This is a genomic window from Actinokineospora iranica (assembly GCF_900101685.1).
GTDB lineage: Bacteria > Actinomycetota > Actinomycetes > Mycobacteriales > Pseudonocardiaceae > Actinokineospora > Actinokineospora iranica.
On sequence record NZ_FMZZ01000006.1, the window covers coordinates 166,695 to 184,014 of the forward strand.

Sequence of the window (17,320 nt, forward strand, 5' to 3'; positions counted from 1 at the left end):
CTCGCCCGTCGACGTGCCACCGGCCGCAGGGTGCTCCCACGCCCGCGACCGGGTCCACTGAAACTAGGCCTGATGATCACCGGCCGCAATTCGGTCGGAAGGAGTAGGCCAGGCGGCTCAGTCGGTGCGCCCGCCCGGCCCCATGGCGAGCTTGGCGAGCAGGTCACGGGCCTTCTCGGCGTTGCGCGGCTGGGCGAGGACGTCGTAGCGCCCTGCGACGAGCTGGGTGGCGGACGCGATCTCCCGACCGCGTCCGCGCGTGCTCGCGTAACCGACGGCGGCGAACACCAGCCCGAAGACGACGCCCGCGGCCAAGCCGACCAGGATGGGCGCGAAGGAGGCCTGCTGGGTGTTGAACAGCCCCAGCAGCAGGCCGACGAACAGGCCGAACCAGGCGCCCGACAGCGCGCCGGTGCCGAGCACCTTCGCCCAGCTCAGCCGCCCGATCACCCGCTCAACCAGCATCAGGTCGACCCCGACGATGGTGACCTCCTCGACCGGGAACTCGTTGCTCGCGAGGTGCTCGACCGCGCGATGTGCCTCCTGGTAGGTGTCATAGGACCCGATGGGCCACCCGGTTGGCGGGGTGGGCACCTTGGGCAGACCCTGGTTCGCTCGTCCAGGGCCGGAGAACGCACCGGTCATATCTCTATCCTGCCAACCCCGGGCGAACCCTGCGAACCCGACGGGGTGTCAGTTCTTCGACTTGTACTCGCGGAGCAGGCCCCGGGAGATGATCGTCTTCTGGATCTCGCTGGTGCCCTCGCCGATGAGCAGGAACGGCGCCTCGCGCATGAGGCGCTCGATCTCGTACTCCTTGGAGTAGCCGTAGCCGCCGTGGATGCGGAAGGCGTCCTGGGTGACCTCGGCGCAGTACTCCGAGGCGATGAGCTTGGCCATGCCAGCCTCGACGTCGTTGCGCTCGCCGGAGTCCTTGAGCCGGGCGGCGTTGACCATCATCAGGTGGGCGGCCTCGACCTTGGTGGCCATCTCGGCCAGCTTGAACGCGATGGCCTGGTGCTCGGCGATGGCCTTGCCGAAGGTCTTGCGCTGCTGGGCGTACTCCACGGCCAGCTCGAACGCGCGGATCGCGATACCGCAGGCGCGGGAAGCGACGTTGACCCGGCCGACCTCGACGCCGTCCATCATGTACGAGAAGCCCTTGCCGGGCGCCTCGCCGAGGACCTTGTCCGCGCCGATGCGGAAGCCCTCGAAGACGGCCTCGGTGGTGTCGACGCCCTTGTAGCCCATCTTGTCGATCTTGCCGGGGATGGTGAGGCCGGGGGCGACCTCGCCGAAGCCCTCGGGCTTGTCGACCAGGAACGTGGTGAGGTTCTGGTGCGGCTTCTCCGCGCCCTCGTCGGTGCGCGCGAGCAGGGCGATCAGGTTGGAGCTGCCGCCGTTGGTCAGCCACATCTTCGCGCCGTCGATGACGTAGCCGTCGCCGTCCCGCTTGGCCCGGGTCTTGATGGCGGCCACGTCGGAGCCCAGGTCCGGCTCGGACATGGAGAACGAGCCACGGATCTCGCCGGTGGCCATCTTCGGCAGGTAGTGCTGCTTCTGCGCGGCCGTGCCGTGCTGCTTGACCATGTGCGCCACGATGAAGTGCGTGTTGATGACGCCGGACACGCTCATCCAGCCGCGCGCGATCTGCTCGACAACCAGGGCGTAGGTCAGCAGGGACTCGCCGAGGCCGCCGTACTCCTCGGGGATGGTGAGCCCGAACAGGCCCATCTCCTTCATGCCCTCGACGATGTCCTTGGGGTACTCGTCGGCGTGCTCCAGCGCCTGCGCGTGCGGAATGATCTCCTTGTCCACGAAGTCCTTGACCGTGGACAGGATTTCGCGCTGGACATCGGTCAGTCCAGCGGTCTGGGCGAGGCGGGCCATGCGAGCTCCCTAGTGAGACGGCGCGTGAGTTACCGGGCAGTATCCCCCGGTTAACGGTCGTTCGCGCCCCGGAAGTGGGGCGTGCCACTGCGTGACGCAGGCGGTATGGACAGCAAGCGGCCCGGAAGCCGATGGCCTCCGGGCCGGAACGATCTGACGGGACGCCTCAGCCCGCGCGCAACTCCAGGGCGGTGCCGCAGTCCTTGCAGTCCTCGGCGAGGACATAGACATCGGCGCCGCAGTCGTCACAAGAGCGGAAGCTCCGGTCGAACAGGTCGTCCCGCTGCCGACGACGGCCGCTGAACATGCTGAGGACTCCGCGCGACTCGGAGGGAAGGCTGTGTCTACCCATGGGCATAGAGCACATCACCGGACATGTGTACCGCAAGACCGTTCCGTGTTCTGTGCGTTATGTCACCGCAACCTTTCACGCGCTGTCACGTCCCTGACCTGCGCCGTGACCATTCCGTAGCCAACGCGGCAGACCACTACAAAGTTAACAATCGTCGGCTCACCCAGCCGTGGTCGTGGAAATGCGGCTGGAACAGGTCCCGGACGATCGTCTCCTCGGTCTGTCCCTCCACCAGGAAGTGCAGGCGCCTGGCTCGATCAGCCATGGAGGCTGGTTCCTCCGGCTCCGGGGCGGCCGCCGATCAGGTTCTTCTCCCACAGCTCACCCAGGGAGTATTCGGACAGCCAGGCGCTCAGGCGCTCGCGGTCCGGACGGCTGAACACGGAATTGCCGTCGACCCGCTCGACCACGATCAGGTCGTCGATCTGGAACTGGTTCATCAGCGTGACCGACTGGGTGGCCAGGAGCACCTGGCTGCGGGTCGCGGCTTGGCGAAGGAGTCCGGCCAACTGCACGATGGCGTAAAGGTGCAGGCCCAGTTCCGGTTCGTCCAGCACCAGGAGAGCTGGCAGGTTGGGCTGTAGCAGCAGGGTCGCGAGGCAGACGAAGCGCAGTGTTCCGTCCGACATCTGGTCGGCGGAGAAGACCGCGTCCGAGTCCGTCTGACGCCATCGGAGGCGGATACGGTCGCCCGCTTCTGGGGCCAGGACGAAGTCCCTGAAGAAGGGGGCTACCTGCCGGATGGCGGCGAGTATGCGCCGGTATGCGGCACGAGAGGCAGTGTCGTCGTGGTCGCGCAGGGCGAGCAAAACCGCCGCCAGATTGCCCGCGTTGTTCCTCAGGGCGAGGTTGTCCGCGGTCGGCACCAACTGCTTCACCGGGGCGTCCCGACTCGTGTCGTGGAAGTGGAACACCCGGCAGTCGTGGAGCAGATCGAGCACGTACGAGGCGACGGACGGCCCATCGCCGCCTGCCTCCAAGAGCCGGCTTTCCCGGTGGCCGCGCCCAAGCAACTTCGTGTACGGCTTGAGGTGACCTGCGCCCCGGAAGGCCACCGTTTCCGACAAGAAAATCAGTTCATCGTTCGCGGCGGGGACAAGCAGCGCCTCGTAGCCGTTCTTGGCTCCGTCCAGCCGCAGCTTGATGCCCCTGTCGGACGCCTTCCGGTTGAGCAGGGCCGACGCCCCGCCGTTAAGGCCGACGAACAGCCCTAGCTCGGCGTCCGCGATACGCCCCAGAAGTTCCAGCGCGCGGATGAAGTTGCTCTTTCCCGCGCCGTTGGCGCCGACCAGGACGTTGAGGCTGCCCAACCGGATCGTGGCGTGCTCGATCGAGGTGTAGCCCTCGACCTCGATCTCGTTGAGCACGCCGTCCGCCATGGGATCAACTCTACGACTGGCGGCGAAGCCTGGGCTTCGCCGCCAGCCGTTCGGGTCAGGCGCGGTCGCGGATGGCGGCGGCGACGGCGAGGACTCGGCGGGCGTTGTCGACGTGCAGGTTTTCGATCATGCGGCCGTCGACGGTGACTACGCCTCGGCCTTCGCGGGTGGCGGCTTCGAACGCCTCGATGATTTTCTCGGAGTGGGCGATCTCGGCGTCGGAGGGGGCGAAGATCCGGTTGCACGGCTCCAGTTGGCCGGGGTGGATCAGGGTCTTGCCGTCGAAGCCGAACTGCCTGCCCTGCAGGCACTCCTCGGCGAAGCCGTCGAGGTCCTTCACGTCGTTGTAGACGCCGTCGAGGATGACCTTGCCGGTCGCGCGGGCGGCCAGCAGCGCCAGCGACAGGCCGCCGAGCAGGGGGGCGCGGCCGGGGACGTGCTCGGCGTGCAACTCCTTGGCCAGGTCGTTGGTGCCCATCACCAGCACCGACAGCCGCTCGCTGGCCGCGGCGATGTCGTAGGCGTGCAGCATCGCGATGGGGGTCTCGACCATCGCCCAGATGGCGGTCTTGTCGGGGGCGCCCGCGGCCTCCAGGGACCGCTCGATGGCGTGCACCTCGGCCGCGGAGTTGACCTTCGGCACGACGATCGCGTCCGGGCCCGCCTCGGCGGCGGCCCGGATGTCGTCGGCGTGCCACTCGGTGTCCAGGCCGTTGACCCGGATGGTCAGCTCGCGGCGGCCGTACTCCCCGGACGCAGCGGCCTCGCAGACCCTCTTACGGCCGTCAGCCTTGGCGTCAGGTGCTACGGAGTCCTCTAGGTCAAGGATAAGAGCGTCCGCGTCGAGGGTCTTGGCCTTCTCCAACGCGCGCTCGTTAGCGCCCGGCATGTAGAGCACCGAGCGGCGGGGTCGCAGTTCAGCCATTGGCCAGAGCCTCCTGAGATTTCACAGCAGCGGCCTCGGCGACATAGGCCTCTGCCAGTTCGGGGTCGCGGGCGGCGAGGGCGTCGGCGAGTTCGGCCACCACGCGGCACTGCTTGACGGTCGCGTCGTCCTGCATCTTGCCGTCGATCATGACCGCGCCGGTGCCGTCGCCCATGGCGTCGATGACCCGGCGCGCCCACGCCACGTCGGCGGGGGCGGGCGAGAACACCTTCTTGGCGATCGCGATCTGCTTGGGGTGCAGGCTCCACGCGCCGACGCAGCCGAGCAGGAACGCGTTGCGGAACTGGTCCTCGCAGGCCACGACGTCGGCGATGTCGCCGAACGGGCCGTAGTAGGGCAGGATTCCGGCGCCCGCGCAGGCGTCGACCATGCGCGCGACGGTGTAGTGCCACAGGTCCTGCTGGTAGGTCGCGCGGCCGGTGGTGAGGTCGTCGCCGGTCGGGTCTTCGCGGACCAGGTAGCCGGGGTGGCCGCCGCCGACGCGGGTGGTCTTCATCCGGCGGCTCGCGGCCAGGTCGGCCGGGCCGAGCGAGATGCCCTGCATCCGGGGGCTGGCGGTGGCGATCTCCTCGACGTTGGCCACGCCGCTGGCGGTCTCCAGGATCGCGTGCACCAGCAGCGGCCGGGTCAGGCCCGCGCGGGCCTCCAGCTGCGCCAGGAGCCGGTCGACGTAGTGGATGTCGGCCGCGCCCTCGACCTTGGGGACCATGATCACGTCGAGCTTGTCGCCGATCTCGGTGACCAGGGTGATCAGGTCGTCGAGCACCCACGGCGAGTCGAGGCTGTTGATCCGGGTCCAGAGCTGGGTGTCGCCGAAGTCGGTCGCGCGGGCGATCTTGACCAGGCCCGCGCGCGCGGCCTCCTTGCGGTCGGCGCGGACCGCGTCCTCCAGGTTCCCCAGCACGACGTCGGCCTGCGCGGCCATGTCGGGAACCTTCGCGGCCATCTTCTCGTTGCTCGGGTCGAAGAAGTGGATCATGCGGGAGGGCCGGAACGGGATCTCCCGCACCGGCTCGGGCGCACCTACCGCGAGCGGGCGGAAGAAGTCCTTCGGTGAACGCATCGAGCCTCCGTTCGGTACGGGGTTAACCAGCCGGTAACCGTGTAAGAGTTGTAGTCGACCACGCCGCCCACTGGACCGCCATTGTGGCCAGTGCGACACGTGAGGATCAGCCCCCATGACGATCGTCCCGCCCACCTTCGGCCAGCACTTCACCGAGGAGGGCGAGCTGCGCTGGCTGGCCGGGCTGCCCGGTCTCGCCGACCGCCTGCTCGACCGCTGGGACCTGACCCGCGACGGCGGCCCGTGGCACGGGTTCGTCGCCCTGGTGCTCCCGGTCCGCCGCGCCGACGGGACTCCGGCGGTCCTCAAGCTGGGATGGCCGCACCCGGAGGCAGAGCACGAGGCGCTGGCACTGTCCCTGTGGGACGGCCAGGGCGCCGTCCGCCTGTTCGAGCACGACCCGGGCGACTGGGCGATGCTGCTCGAACGCCTGCACGGCGACCACTCGCTGCTCGACGAGCCGATCGACACCGCCCTCGACGTCATCGGCGGCCTGATCCGCAGGCTCGACCGCCCCGCCCCGCCGCGGGTCGTGACCCTGCGCGACGTCGCGGCGCGGATGGTCCACGAGCTGCCAGAGGACAACGAAGAAGAGGACTTCCCCGTGCCGCCCGACCTGGTCGAACAGGCCGTGGCCTACTGCGCCGAACTCGGCCCGACCGCGGCGAGCCGGCTGGTCAACCAGGACCTGCACTACGAGAACGTGCTGCGCGGCGAGCGCGAGCCGTGGCTGGTGATCGACCCCAAGCCGATCGCGGGCGACCCGGAGTGGGGTCTGATCGCGCTGCTGTGGAACCGCTGGACCGACGCCGTCACCGACCGCCTGGACCACCTGGTCGACCTGACCGGCGCCGACCCCGACCGCGCCCGGCGCTGGACCTTCGTGCGCGCGGTGGAGAACTGGCTCGGGGCCGAAGAGGACGAGGACAACCCGATCGACCCGGCCGCCGCCCGCGCGGCGGCCATCGCCAAAGCCCTGGCCTAGCCGCTTGCCTGAGTGCTGATAAGCACGTCGAAGGGTGGGTTTACCGAGGTGCGGTTAGCCTGGCCGCGTGCCAGGCATGAGCAAGGTCTTCGCCGCGCAACTGCTGGGTCTGCCCGTGTTCGGGCCGGACGGCGAGTCCATCGGCAAGATCCGCGACCTGGTCGCCGGGCTGCGCGTCGACGGGCAGCCGCCGCGGGTGCTGGGCATCGTGGTCGAGCTGGCGACCCGCAGGCGGATCTTCGTGCCGATGCTGCGGGTGGCGAGCATCGAGCCGAACGCGATCACCCTCGCCACCGGCTCGGTCAACCTGCGGCACTTCACCCAGCGCCCCAACGAGGTCTTGGTGGTCGGGCAGCTGCTGGACGCGCGGGTCGAGGTGGTGTCGACCGGCGCGTCCGCGGTCGTGGTGGACACCGCGATGGAGCCGACCCGCACCAGGGACTGGGTGCTGGGCCGGGTCGCGATCCGCGAGCGCACGGGACGGCTGGGCAGGCGCGGGCCGATCGAGGTGCTGGCCTGGTCGCAGATCCGGGCGCCGGGGATCACCGAGCTGACCGGGCAGCCGCAGGCCGCGCACCAGCTGCTCGCGGTGTTCGACACCATGCGCGCGGCCGACGTCGCCACCGCGCTGCAGAACCTGCCGGTGAAGCGCCGCTACGAGGTGGCCGACGCCCTCGACGACGAGCGCCTCGCCGACGTCATCGAGGAACTTCCCGAGGACGACCAGAAGGACCTGCTGCGGCACCTGGACGAGGAACGCGCGGCCGACGTCCTGGAGGCGATGGACCCCGACGACGCCGCCGACCTGCTCGCCGAGCTGCCCGAGGGCGACAAGAACCGCCTGCTGGAGCTGATGGCGCCCGAGGAGTCCGCGCCGGTGCGGCGGCTCTTGGCGTACTCGTCGGACACCGCGGGCGGCCTGATGACCCCCGAGCCGATCGTGCTGACCCCGGACGCGCCGATCGCCGAGGCGCTGGCGCGGGTGCGCACCCCCGACATCCCCCCGGCGCTTGCCAGCATGGTCTTCGTCTGCCGCCCACCGTCAGCGACGCCTACCGGCCGCTACCTGGGCTGCGTGCATATCCAGCGGCTCTTGCGCGAACCGCCGTTCGAGCTGGTGGCCGGGGCCGTGGACACCGAACTCACGAGCCTGCGGCCGACCGACTCCCTGATCGAGGTCACCCGGTTCTTCGCGACCTACAACCTGGTGTGCGCGCCGGTCGTGGACGACGAGGACCACCTGGTCGGCGCGGTGACCGTGGACGATGTGCTCGACCACCTGCTGCCCGACAACTGGCGGGAACGCGCGTCCGAGCCGGAGGATGCCGATGCCTGAGCCGACGTACCGCAGGCGGCTGGACCAGCCGCGCGCTCCCCGGGGGCTGCGGTTCTCCATCGACCCGGACGCCTTCGGGCGGTTCTCCGAGCGGCTGGCGCGCTTCCTGGGCACCGGCAGGTTCCTGTTCTGGCAGACGCTGCTCGTGGTGGCGTGGATCTCGGTGAACCTGGTCGCGGTGTCGCTGCGCTGGGACCCGTACCCGTTCATCCTGCTCAACCTGGCGTTCTCGACCCAGGCCGCGTACGCGGCGCCGCTGATCCTGCTCGCGCAGAACCGGCAGGACGACCGGGACCGGGTGTCGCTGGAGGAAGACCGGGCGCGGGCGGCGCAGACCAAAGCCGACACCGAGTTCCTGGCCAGGGAGCTCGCCGCGCTGCGGCTCGCCGTCGGCGAGGTGGCCACACGGGACTACCTGCGCGGCGAACTCGACAAGCTGCGCGGCGACCTCAAGGGCAAGCGCGGCAAGTCACGGCCCGCGGCGGACACGGCGCGTGACGACCCGAGGTGGGACGAGGTCAAGCCCTAGGTTTTTCGAGACAGGCTTAGTCCACCAGCTTTCCGCAGAGTTCCCCGAGGTAGCGAAGTTGGTCGCGGTCCAATCGGGCGACGAAATGGCGCACGATGCCCGCGAGATGGGTGCGCGAAGCCGTGCGCAACACGTCGAGGCCATGTTCGGTGAGCGTGGCGACGACGCCGCGCCCGTCGCCCGCGACGCGTTCCCGCGCGACCATTCCAGCGCGTTCCAGACGATCGACCAAACGGGTAACGCCGGATCTGGAAAGCAGGACGGCATCAGCGAGTTCTGCCATTCGCAACTTGCGTTCCGGAGCTTCCGCGAGTTGGACGAGAACGTCGTATCCGCCCAGGGACAGACGTTGCTCGGCAACCAGTTCGGTCTCCAGCGAGCGAGTTATCCGAGCATGAGCGCGCAAAAACGTGCGCCACGCGTGGAGTTCTTCGCGAGTGGGCCGGGCGGACTGGTCCGGCACGGTCAAGGTTCCTCCTCGAGGCCCGAAACAGGTGGACGATGTTACGGAACGCGTCCACCCGAGCGCACAGCGCCCTTGACAATCGGATGTGGCGCGTGCCATCCGCCCGACGCCTGCCCGCTACCCGCCCGTAGCATGATGGGGTGACCACTACCGAACAGGTTCCCGGTGTCGAGGCCGTGCGCAAGGCCCTGGCCGGTGTGCAGGACCCCGAGATCCACAAGCCGATCACCGACCTGGGCATGGTCAAGGACATCGTCGTGCACCCGGACGGCCGGGTCGACGTCGGCGTCTACCTCACCGTCGCGGGCTGCCCGCTCCGGGACAAGATCACCAAGGACGTCACGGCCGCGGTGTCCGCGCTGCCCGGCGTGCGCGCGGTCACCGTCGAACTCGACGTCATGAACGACGAGCAGCGCACCGCCCTGCGCAAGTCCCTGCGCGGCGACGCGGAAGAGCCGCGCATCCCGTTCGCCGAGCCGGGCTCGCTGACGCGGGTGTACTGCGTCGCGTCCGGCAAGGGCGGCGTGGGCAAGTCGAGCGTCACCGTCAACCTGGCGGTCGCCATGGCCGCGCGCGGGGTGAAGGTCGGCATCGTCGACGCCGACATCTACGGCCACTCCATCCCCCGCATGGTCGGCACGGCGGAAAAGCCGACCAAGGTCGAGAAGATGATCCTGCCGCCCCAGGCCAACGGCGTGAAGGTCATCTCCATCGGCATGTTCACCCCCGGCAACACCCCCGTGGTGTGGCGCGGCCCGATGCTGCACCGCGCGCTGCAGCAGTTCCTCGCGGATGTCTTCTGGGGCGACCTGGACGTGCTGCTGCTCGACCTGCCGCCCGGCACCGGCGACATCGCCATCTCGGTGGCCCAGCTGATCCCGAACGCGGAGATCCTCGTCGTCACCACGCCGCAGCAGGCCGCCGCCGAGGTCGCCGAGCGCGCGGGCGCGATCGCGCTGCAGACCCGGCAGCGGGTCGCGGGGGTCATCGAGAACATGTCGTGGCTGGAGATGCCGGACGGCAGCCGCATGGACGTGTTCGGCTCCGGTGGCGGTCAGATTGTCGCCGATTCGCTGTCCAAGGCGATGGGGGCCAAGGTTCCGCTGCTTGGGCAGGTGCCGCTTGACCCGCGCCTGCGCGAAGGTGGGGACGCTGGGGAGCCGCTGGTCAAGTCGACACCGGACGCGGCGGCGGCCAAGGTTCTGATCGACGTCGCGACGAAGCTGTCGGTTCGGGCCCGGGGGCTTGCCGGGCGGATGCTGTCGGTCTCTCCTGCTGGTCGCTGAGGCCCATCGAGCACTGGGCGGGCGTCGGTGCGGCCTGGCAGGAACGTGGGTTCGCTGTTCCGCTCCCGCGAGCACCTGGCAGGGCCGGGTCCGGCCTGGTAGAAGGGCGGGTGTGCTGGTCCGCTCCCACTGAGCACCCGGCGGGCCGGTGCCGGTTGACATGAGAGCCGGTTTGCCGCTCTGCCCCATCGAGCACCTGGCAGGGCCGGTGCCGGTTGGCAGGAAGGCGGGTTCGCTCGTCCGCCTATCTGGCGGCTGGCTGGGCTGGTGGCTGAGTGACCCTCGGTCAGGTTGCGTCGGGGTCGAACGGGGGGCGTTCTGGTTTGGGGGGGTCCGGCTTGGGCACGGGGGGCTGGGTGCTCGCGTAGCCGTTGGGTTTGACGCCGCCGTTGGTGTCGTCGCCGAAGAGTTGGTTGGCGACGATTTGTTTCGGGTCGAAGTTGCGGAGCTGTTGCAGGTCCTGCAAGGGTTTGCGTAGTTCGTCGAACTCTGGGCCCAATTCGGTTTTGAGCTGGTCTCGGGCGCCGGTGGCGAACTCTCGGGCCTTGCGGATGGAGCGGCCCAACCATGCTGCGGCTGCGGGTAGGCGCTCGGGGCCCAGGATGAACAGACCGGCGATGCCGAGTACGAGGATCTCGGCCCAGCCGATGCTCTCGAACACCCTCGCTACCTCCGAACTAGGCCGCTACCGCACCAGAGTAGCCGGTCAATCAGACCGCAGGGTTACCTCGATGGTCAGCTCGCGCCCCTGCCGGGCCAACACCAGGGGAACAACCTGTCCCGGCTGGAACATGCGCACCGCCACGGTCAGCTCGGCGGCGTTGCGGACCTGCCGGTCGCCGACCTTGCGGATCACGTCGCCCTCGACGATACCCGCCGCCGCTGCCGCGCCGCCCTCGGTGACGTTGACGACCTGCGCGCCCTCGGCTGTCTCCGCGGACACCGACCGGACGTTGGCGCCGAGGTCCGCGTGTTTGACCTGGCCGTCGCGGATGATGGCCTCGGCTATGCGCTTGGCGTCGTTGGATGGGATGGCGAAACCTAGGCCGACGCTGCCGGTGTTGCCCTCGCTGCTGCGGATCGCGGAGTTGATGCCCACCAGGGAACCGGTCGAGTCGACCAGCGGGCCGCCGGAGTTGCCCTGGTTGACCGCTGCGTCGGTCTGGATGGCGTCGTAGGTGATCGGCGCCTCCCCGTTGTCGCCGCCTGCCACCACGGGGCGGTGCAGGGCGCTCACGATGCCCTCGGTGACCGTGTCGGCCAAGCCCAGCGGCGAGCCGATGGCCAGGACCGAGTCGCCGACCTGGAGCTGGTCGGAGTCGCCGAACTGGAGCACGGTGGGGTTGGTGACGTTCACCTTGATCACGGCGAGGTCGGTCTTCGCGTCGACGCCCACCAGCGCCGCCTCGGTCCGGGTGCCGTCGGTGAACACGGTGGTGATCTTGGCGGTCTTGTCCGCGCGGCCTTCGAGGGTGACGACGTGCCAGTTCGTGACGATGTAGCCCGCGCCGTCGATGAGCACACCGGAACCGGTGCCGCCGCCCTGGTCCATCTTCACCTCGATGGACACCACGGCGGGCCGCACCCGTTTGGCGATGTCGGACACCGACCCCGCCGGGCGCTCCTTGCCGGGCTGGGTCTGGGCGAGGGTCACGTCGCTGGTGAGCTGGTCGCCGCCGCGGGCGAGGAACCACCCCACCAACCCGCCCGCCGCGCCGACAAGAACCGCGACAAGGCCAAGAGCGGCCAAGGCAAGTGGCTTTACCCGCCTGCCGAAGAGCACGTCGGACAGACTCAAGAGGGCCCCGGACGGCCTCTTACCCGTGTCCGGGTCAGTCTCGTCCGGCCGGTCGACCGCGGGCGGCCCGATGACCGCGCCCGCGGCCGGATCGCGCCACGGGTCGGCGTCCGGGGACCAGAGCGCGTCGTCGGACTCGTCGGACTCGGCGCCTTGCCCCGGCGGGCGCTGCAAGACCTCGGTCTCGCCGGGTGGCCGCCCGAACGCGGCGGCCAGGGACTCCGGCGGCGGCGGGGCGGTGGTCAACTCTCCCAGCACGGGTGGCGTGGCCGCGGACGGCGAGAACGCGCCCGCGACCCCGGCAGGCCTGCCGAACGCGGCGGCCATGGTGGGATCGACGGCAGGCCGGTCCAACGGCCGCGGCGTGATTCGCTGCTCGGCGCCCGCTGGCACGACCCCGTTCCGCGGCGGCTGCTCGTCAGCCCGCGCGATCTCAGGGTCGAAGTTCTGCTGGTTCATCGTTCCCCAGAGTGCCAAACCCACGGTGAAGTAAGCGTTGCGACCCCAACCCCAGCACGCGCGAAGGCCCCCCGCAGTGCGAAGGGCCTTCGCACTGCGGGGGGCCTTCGCGGAAGCCGGTCAGCGGGCCGAGACCAGGCCGAAGCTCGGTGAGACGACGTGGGCGATGCGGTTGCCGACGAAACCGACCGGCTCAACGCCGCCGCCCACGATCGGGACAGCGGGCTCAGCACGTTCCGTCGTCGGCGCCGCGCCGGTGGTGTTGACCAGGGCCAACGCGCCGAGGACCAGGCCGGACACCACGACCCCAGCGCCTTGGGCCGCGCGCTTGCCGGAGCGGCGACCCAGCACAGCGCGGCCCTCGCCGAGCTTGGCGGACGAGCCGAGCGGCGTGCTGGAGCCGAAGCCGGTGGTCTGCGCGCGCTCGGGCCGCTGGATGGCCACCAGCTGGCCGTCCTCGGTCACCGCGAGCCCGTCCGGCGTCGCGGGCAGCTCGACCTCCTGCGGGATCGCGCGCAGCGAGGCGAGCAGGCCCGCGGGCATCGAGGGGACGTCTGCTGCGCGCACCGCGGCGCGGGCCTGGCGCTGGGCGTTGATCTCCGCCGCGCACCACCGGCAGCCAGCCAGGTGGGCCACCGCGCGGTCGTGCGCGGTGCGGCCAAGCTCGCCGTCGACGAACGCGACCACGGCGTCGGGCATGAGGTGCTGCTCAGGCAGCCCCCAGGCACGCTCGAACGTCATGGGCCGACCTCCGGGCGGAAGTCGGCCGCGGTGCACACGCGGGTCATGCCGTTGCCTCCTGGGCAAGTTCCCGGCGCCGCTCCAGCGACGCGCGCAGGGCCTGCCGGCCCCGGTGGATCCTGCTGCGAACAGTACCCAGCTTCACGTTGAGGGTCGCGCCGATCTCCTCGTACGACAGTCCTTCGACGTCGCAGAGGACGACCGCGGCGCGGAACTCGGGCGGCAACTCGTCGAGCGCGTCCTGCAGGTCGGGGTCGAGGTGGGTCTCGGCGTAGACCTGCTCCGGGCTCGGGTCGTCGCCCGCGAGGCGGTCGGTGTCCTCCGGCAGGCCCTCCATGCGCAGCCGCGAGCGGCGGCGGGCCATGTCGAGGAACAGGTTCGTGGTGATGCGGTGCAGCCAGCCCTCGAAGGTGCCGGGCTTGTAGGACGCCAGCGACCGGAACACCCGGATGAACGTCTCCTGGGTCAGGTCCTCGGCGTCGTGCGCGTTACCGGTGAGCCGGTAAGCGAGTCGGTACACGCGGTCGCCGTGCTCGCGCACGATCTCGTCCCAGGACGGCGGCGTCCACGCCGCCGCGTCGAGGTCGACCGGCTTCACCTCGGCGACACTCTGCATCGTGGAGATAGGCACCTCCTGAAGACCGTCTTGCCCACTAGCCCCGTCAACGCGCGCGCGCCCCGCGTTGTTCCCGACCATCGTGTCTCCGACGCTCACCGCGTTCCCCGCTTTCCCGACCATCCCCGCCATAGGTCCAACTGTGGGGTACCCCCTTATGGTGACCGTGAGAACCTGCTGAGACGAGCCTGAGAAAAAGGGTCCGGCGGGACCTACCGGGCGGGTTCACCCGGTTTGGCCACCGCCGCCGCTAATCTGCGTCTCCGTGGGACCGGAATCGCCTGCCGTGCACTCGGCGGAGCTATGCGAGTACGTCGAGGCGGGCCTGGCCCCCGAGGACGAGGCGATCGCCGCGGCCAGGGCCCACGGCGGGCAACAGGGGTGCCCGCCGATCGGCCCCGGCTGCGGGGCCGCCCTGCGCTTCCTGGCCAGCGCGCTGCGGGCGCGGGCGGTGGTCGAGATCGGCACCGGCGTCGGCGTCAGCGGCCTCTACCTGCTCGCGGGCATGGCCCCGGACGGCGTGCTGACCTCCATCGACGTCGAGCCCGAGGTGCAGGCCGTCGCCAAGCGCACGTTCCGGCAGGCGGGCATCGCCCCCAGCCGCACCCGCCTGATCATGGGCCGCGCCCTCGACGTCCTCCCCCGGCTGACCGACGGCGGTTATGACCTGCTGTTCGTCGACGCCGCCAAGCACGAGTACCCCGCGTACCACGAGCAGGGCGTGCGCCTGCTGCGTCCGGGCGGCGTCCTGGCGTTCGACAATGTCCTGTGCCGCGCGAACCCGGGCCAACGGGACGCGGAGACCGTGGCGCTGCGCGAGGTGGTCAGCGCTGTCCGCGACGACGAGAGACTGGTTCCGTTGCTGCTGCCGCTGGGCGACGGCCTGTTGGTCGCGGCCAAGGCAGGCTGATCGGCTTACCCGGCGAGGCTTACCCGGCGAGGCTTACTCGGCCCTGGCGCCCTTGCCGAGGACCACCACGCCGCTTCCGCTGACCGTGTGCTGCGCGCGGTCGGCTTCGGGGTCCACGCCGATGCGGACGCCGTCGGCCACCACGACGTTCTTGTCCAAAATGGCCCTGCGGACCACCGCGCCCTTGCCGATCCGCGCGCCGGGCAGGACCACGCTGCCCTCGACCTGGGCGCCGTCCTCGATCAGCACGTCGGCGCTGATGACCGAGTCGACCACCGACGCGCCGGAGATGATCGTGCCGGGGCCGACGATGGACTCGACCGCGGAGCCCGCGTTGACGAACTTGGCCGGGGGCAGCGGCGGGGTCGCGGTGCGGATCGGCCAGTGGCGGTTGTAGAGGTTGAAGACCGGGTGCACCGAGACCAGGTCCATGTGCGCGTCGTAGTAGGCGTCCAGGGTTCCCACGTCGCGCCAGTAGCCGCGGTCGCGTTCGGTCTCGCCGGGGACGACGTTGTCCGCGAAGTCGTAGACGTGCGCGCTACCCGCCCCGACGAGCATGGGGATGATGTCGCCGCCCATGTCGTGCAGGGAGTCCTTGTCGACCGCGTCTGCGCGCAGGGCCTCGATCAGGGCGCTGGTGGAGAACAGGTAGTTGCCCATCGAGGCGAAGGTGACGTCGGGGTGGCCGGGGACAGACGGCGGATCGGCCGGCTTCTCCAGGAACCGGGTTATCTTGCCGTGCTCGTCGGAGTCGATGCAGCCGAACGCGCGGGCCTCGGCGCGGGGGACCCTGATGCCCGCGACGGTGACGCCCGCCCCGGACTCGACGTGCTGGTCGAGCATCTGCCCGGGGTCCATCCGGTACACGTGATCCGCGCCGAAGACAGCGATGTGGTCGGGCTGCTCGTCGTAAACCAGGTTGAGCGACTGGTAGATCGCGTCCGCGCTGCCGGTGTACCAGCGCGGGCCGAGCCGCTGCTGCGCCGGGACCGGGGTGACGTACTGGCCCAGGACCGTCGACAGGCGCCAAGTCGTGGAGATGTGCCGGTCCAGCGAGTGCGACTTGTACTGGGTGAGCACGCAGAGCTGGTGGAAACCGGCGTTCACCAGGTTGGACAAGACGAAGTCCACGAGCCGGTAGTTGCCCGCGAACGGGACGGCGGGCTTGGCGCGGTCGGCGGTCAGGGGCCATAGCCGCTTGCCTTCGCCGCCCGCCAACACGATTCCGAGTACGCGCGGCTGGCCCTTCACGGTCCGACCCTAACTGTCGCGGTGGGAGTCCTGCCAGACGTCGCGGTCCGTGTCGGGGTTGGTTGACACGCCGTTCACCCGCGCGCCTCACGGTGTTTGGCGGCCTAGCCACGACTAACGTAGCCGGGGTGCGCATAGGACTGCTGACACGGGAATACCCGCCGGAGGTCTACGGCGGCGCGGGTGTGCACGTCGGCTTCCTGGTGCCGAGGCTGCGCGAGCTCGTGGAGGTCGACGTCCACTGCTTCGGCGGGCCGCGCGCTGACGCCACGGCGCACAACCCGGCCGCCGCGCTTGAGCACGCGAACGCGGCGCTGCGGACGCTGTCGGCGGATCTGTCGATGACCGCGGCGGTGGACACAGTGGACCTTGTCCACTCGCACACCTGGTACGCGAACCTGGCAGGCCACCTCGCGGGCGTGCTGCACGGCGTGCCGCACGTGGTTACCGCGCACTCGTTAGAGCCACGCAGGCCGTGGAAGGCCGAGCAACTGGGTGGCGGGTACCGGCTGTCGTCATGGGTCGAGCGGACCGCATACGAGTCCGCCGACGCGATCATCGCGGTGAGCGCCGGTATGCGCGCCGACGTGCTCGCCTGCTACCCCGCGCTCGACCCGGCCAAGGTGCACGTGGTGCGCAACGGCATCGACGCGGCCGCTTACCGCCCGGTCTCCGAAGACGACGTGCTGCGCCGCTTCGGCATCGACCCGGGCAGGCCGACCGTCGTGTTCGTCGGCCGGATCACCCGGCAGAAGGGCCTCGCCCACCTGGTCGCCGCCGCGCACCACGTCGACCCGGACGCGCAGATCGTGCTGTGCGCGGGCGCGCCGGACACCCCGGAGATCGCGGAGGAGACCCAGGCGGCCGTCGCGGAGCTCGCGGCGGCGCGCCCGGGGGTGTTCTGGGTCCAGGAGATGCTGCAGGCCGCCGAGGTGCGGCAGCTGCTCAGCCACGCCACGGTGTTCGTGTGCCCGTCGGTGTACGAGCCGCTGGGCATCGTGAACCTGGAGGCCATGGCGTGCGCGACGGCCGTGGTGGCCTCCGATGTCGGCGGCATCCCGGAGGTCGTCGCCGACGGCGAGACCGGCCTGCTGGTGCACTACGACGAGGCCGACCCGTCGGCGTTCCGCAGTGGACTGGCCGACGCGGTCAACGCCCTGCTGGGCGACCCGGCGCGGGCGGCGGCCATGGGTGCGGCGGGCCGGGAGCGGGCCGAGAGGGAGTTCTCCTGGACGTCGGTGGCCGAGCAGACCGTTGAGGTGTATCGCACAGCGCTCGGGGAATCTCCGTCAGAACAGTCTGTCTGAGAGAAC

19 protein-coding genes are annotated in these 17,320 nt (G+C 70.2%); 6 read left to right on the forward strand and 13 right to left on the reverse strand.

Annotated features, from left to right (window positions below; all coding sequences use genetic code 11):
* Window positions 1-117: 117 nt before the first annotated feature.
* The 7 genes from BLS56_RS14460 to BLS56_RS14485 form a co-directional block, all read right to left on the reverse strand.
* A complete protein-coding gene (locus tag BLS56_RS14460; protein WP_091450563.1) occupies window positions 118-645 on the reverse strand; it encodes a general stress protein in 528 nt (175 codons plus the stop codon).
* Between the two features lie 48 nt (window positions 646-693).
* Window positions 694-1,890 (reverse strand): acyl-CoA dehydrogenase family protein, encoded by a 1,197-nt coding sequence (locus tag BLS56_RS14465; protein WP_091450564.1) that lies wholly within the window; start codon window positions 1,888-1,890, stop codon window positions 694-696.
* Between the two features lie 166 nt (window positions 1,891-2,056).
* Window positions 2,057-2,242, reverse strand: a complete 186-nt coding sequence (locus tag BLS56_RS14470; protein ID WP_139190685.1) for a hypothetical protein — start codon at window positions 2,240-2,242, stop codon at window positions 2,057-2,059.
* Window positions 2,243-2,378: 136 nt separating this feature from the next.
* Complete coding sequence (locus tag BLS56_RS32270; protein ID WP_228771638.1) at window positions 2,379-2,507, reverse strand: DUF4276 family protein; 129 nt, start codon at window positions 2,505-2,507, stop codon at window positions 2,379-2,381.
* Window positions 2,500-3,621, reverse strand: a complete 1,122-nt coding sequence (locus BLS56_RS14475) for an AAA family ATPase (RefSeq protein WP_091450566.1) — start codon at window positions 3,619-3,621, stop codon at window positions 2,500-2,502. The genes BLS56_RS32270 and BLS56_RS14475 overlap by 8 nt, the downstream gene beginning before the upstream one ends.
* A 55-nt stretch (window positions 3,622-3,676) precedes the next feature.
* On the reverse strand, window positions 3,677-4,546 hold the full coding sequence (locus BLS56_RS14480; protein WP_091450567.1) for an HpcH/HpaI aldolase/citrate lyase family protein: 870 nt from the start codon (window positions 4,544-4,546) through the stop codon (window positions 3,677-3,679).
* Entirely contained in the window at window positions 4,539-5,630 is a 1,092-nt protein-coding gene (locus tag BLS56_RS14485; protein WP_091450568.1) for an HpcH/HpaI aldolase/citrate lyase family protein, read from the reverse strand. The genes BLS56_RS14480 and BLS56_RS14485 overlap by 8 nt, the downstream gene beginning before the upstream one ends.
* 115 nt (window positions 5,631-5,745) lie before the next feature.
* Between BLS56_RS14485 and BLS56_RS14490 the strand changes: the two genes are divergently transcribed.
* From BLS56_RS14490 to BLS56_RS14500, 3 genes are all read left to right on the forward strand, one after another.
* On the forward strand, window positions 5,746-6,615 hold the full coding sequence (locus tag BLS56_RS14490) for an aminoglycoside phosphotransferase family protein (RefSeq protein WP_091450569.1): 870 nt from the start codon (window positions 5,746-5,748) through the stop codon (window positions 6,613-6,615).
* 76 nt (window positions 6,616-6,691) lie between these two features.
* Window positions 6,692-7,951, forward strand: a complete 1,260-nt coding sequence (locus BLS56_RS14495; protein WP_091450570.1) for a magnesium transporter MgtE N-terminal domain-containing protein — start codon at window positions 6,692-6,694, stop codon at window positions 7,949-7,951.
* Window positions 7,944-8,480 carry a DUF1003 domain-containing protein gene (locus BLS56_RS14500; RefSeq protein ID WP_091450571.1) on the forward strand — a complete coding sequence of 179 codons (537 nt, stop codon included), beginning with the start codon at window positions 7,944-7,946 and terminating at the stop codon, window positions 8,478-8,480. The genes BLS56_RS14495 and BLS56_RS14500 overlap by 8 nt, the downstream gene beginning before the upstream one ends.
* 16 nt (window positions 8,481-8,496) lie before the next feature.
* Here BLS56_RS14500 and BLS56_RS14505 read toward each other — a convergent pair whose 3' ends face one another.
* Window positions 8,497-8,949 carry a MarR family winged helix-turn-helix transcriptional regulator gene (locus tag BLS56_RS14505; protein ID WP_091450572.1) on the reverse strand — a complete coding sequence of 151 codons (453 nt, stop codon included), beginning with the start codon at window positions 8,947-8,949 and terminating at the stop codon, window positions 8,497-8,499.
* A gap of 137 nt (window positions 8,950-9,086) precedes the next feature.
* Between BLS56_RS14505 and BLS56_RS14510 the strand changes: the two genes are divergently transcribed.
* A complete protein-coding gene (locus tag BLS56_RS14510; RefSeq protein ID WP_091450573.1) occupies window positions 9,087-10,232 on the forward strand; it encodes an Mrp/NBP35 family ATP-binding protein in 1,146 nt (381 codons plus the stop codon).
* A 286-nt stretch (window positions 10,233-10,518) separates the two neighbouring features.
* Here BLS56_RS14510 and tatB read toward each other — a convergent pair whose 3' ends face one another.
* The 4 genes from tatB to sigE all read right to left on the reverse strand — a co-directional run bounded on the left by tatB (window position 10,519) and on the right by sigE (window position 13,846).
* The gene (tatB, locus tag BLS56_RS14515) at window positions 10,519-10,893 is read right to left on the reverse strand and encodes a Sec-independent protein translocase protein TatB (protein ID WP_091450574.1); all 375 of its coding nucleotides are present in this window, start codon (window positions 10,891-10,893) and stop codon (window positions 10,519-10,521) included.
* Between the two features lie 45 nt (window positions 10,894-10,938).
* Window positions 10,939-12,489, reverse strand: coding sequence for a S1C family serine protease (locus BLS56_RS14520; RefSeq protein WP_091450575.1), 1,551 nt, complete (start codon window positions 12,487-12,489; stop codon window positions 10,939-10,941).
* A 120-nt stretch (window positions 12,490-12,609) separates the two neighbouring features.
* A complete protein-coding gene (locus BLS56_RS14525; RefSeq protein ID WP_139190687.1) occupies window positions 12,610-13,230 on the reverse strand; it encodes a zf-HC2 domain-containing protein in 621 nt (206 codons plus the stop codon).
* Window positions 13,231-13,273: 43 nt separating this feature from the next.
* On the reverse strand, window positions 13,274-13,846 hold the full coding sequence (sigE, locus tag BLS56_RS14530) for an RNA polymerase sigma factor SigE (RefSeq protein ID WP_091450576.1): 573 nt from the start codon (window positions 13,844-13,846) through the stop codon (window positions 13,274-13,276).
* A gap of 265 nt (window positions 13,847-14,111) precedes the next feature.
* Between sigE and BLS56_RS14535 the strand changes: the two genes are divergently transcribed.
* Window positions 14,112-14,756 (forward strand): O-methyltransferase, encoded by a 645-nt coding sequence (locus BLS56_RS14535; protein ID WP_091450577.1) that lies wholly within the window; start codon window positions 14,112-14,114, stop codon window positions 14,754-14,756.
* Between the two features lie 33 nt (window positions 14,757-14,789).
* Here the strand turns inward: BLS56_RS14535 and glgC are convergent, their stop codons facing one another.
* Window positions 14,790-16,007: a glucose-1-phosphate adenylyltransferase gene (gene glgC, locus BLS56_RS14540; RefSeq protein ID WP_091450578.1), complete on the reverse strand. Its 1,218-nt coding sequence runs from the start codon at window positions 16,005-16,007 to the stop codon at window positions 14,790-14,792.
* A gap of 128 nt (window positions 16,008-16,135) precedes the next feature.
* Between glgC and glgA the strand changes: the two genes are divergently transcribed.
* Window positions 16,136-17,314, forward strand: coding sequence for a glycogen synthase (gene glgA, locus BLS56_RS14545; RefSeq protein ID WP_091450579.1), 1,179 nt, complete (start codon window positions 16,136-16,138; stop codon window positions 17,312-17,314).
* The last annotated feature ends 6 nt before the right edge of the window (window positions 17,315-17,320 follow it).

Bases quoted from the DNA above. Each gene is read 5' to 3' on its own strand.
- BLS56_RS14460 (WP_091450563.1), bottom strand. From the start codon at position 645: ATGACCGGTGCGTTCTCCGGCCCTGGACGAGCGAACCAGGGTCTGCCC.
- BLS56_RS14465 (WP_091450564.1), bottom strand. From the start codon at position 1,890: ATGGCCCGCCTCGCCCAGACCGCTGGACTGACCGATGTCCAGCGCGAA.
- BLS56_RS14470 (WP_139190685.1), bottom strand. From the start codon at position 2,242: ATGGGTAGACACAGCCTTCCCTCCGAGTCGCGCGGAGTCCTCAGCATG.
- BLS56_RS32270 (WP_228771638.1), bottom strand. From the start codon at position 2,507: ATGGCTGATCGAGCCAGGCGCCTGCACTTCCTGGTGGAGGGACAGACC.
- BLS56_RS14475 (WP_091450566.1), bottom strand. From the start codon at position 3,621: ATGGCGGACGGCGTGCTCAACGAGATCGAGGTCGAGGGCTACACCTCG.
- BLS56_RS14480 (WP_091450567.1), bottom strand. From the start codon at position 4,546: ATGGCTGAACTGCGACCCCGCCGCTCGGTGCTCTACATGCCGGGCGCT.
- BLS56_RS14485 (WP_091450568.1), bottom strand. From the start codon at position 5,630: ATGCGTTCACCGAAGGACTTCTTCCGCCCGCTCGCGGTAGGTGCGCCC.
- BLS56_RS14490 (WP_091450569.1), top strand. From the start codon at position 5,746: ATGACGATCGTCCCGCCCACCTTCGGCCAGCACTTCACCGAGGAGGGC.
- BLS56_RS14495 (WP_091450570.1), top strand. From the start codon at position 6,692: ATGAGCAAGGTCTTCGCCGCGCAACTGCTGGGTCTGCCCGTGTTCGGG.
- BLS56_RS14500 (WP_091450571.1), top strand. From the start codon at position 7,944: ATGCCTGAGCCGACGTACCGCAGGCGGCTGGACCAGCCGCGCGCTCCC.
- BLS56_RS14520 (WP_091450575.1), bottom strand. From the start codon at position 12,489: ATGAACCAGCAGAACTTCGACCCTGAGATCGCGCGGGCTGACGAGCAG.
- BLS56_RS14525 (WP_139190687.1), bottom strand. From the start codon at position 13,230: ATGACGTTCGAGCGTGCCTGGGGGCTGCCTGAGCAGCACCTCATGCCC.
- sigE (WP_091450576.1), bottom strand. From the start codon at position 13,846: ATGCAGAGTGTCGCCGAGGTGAAGCCGGTCGACCTCGACGCGGCGGCG.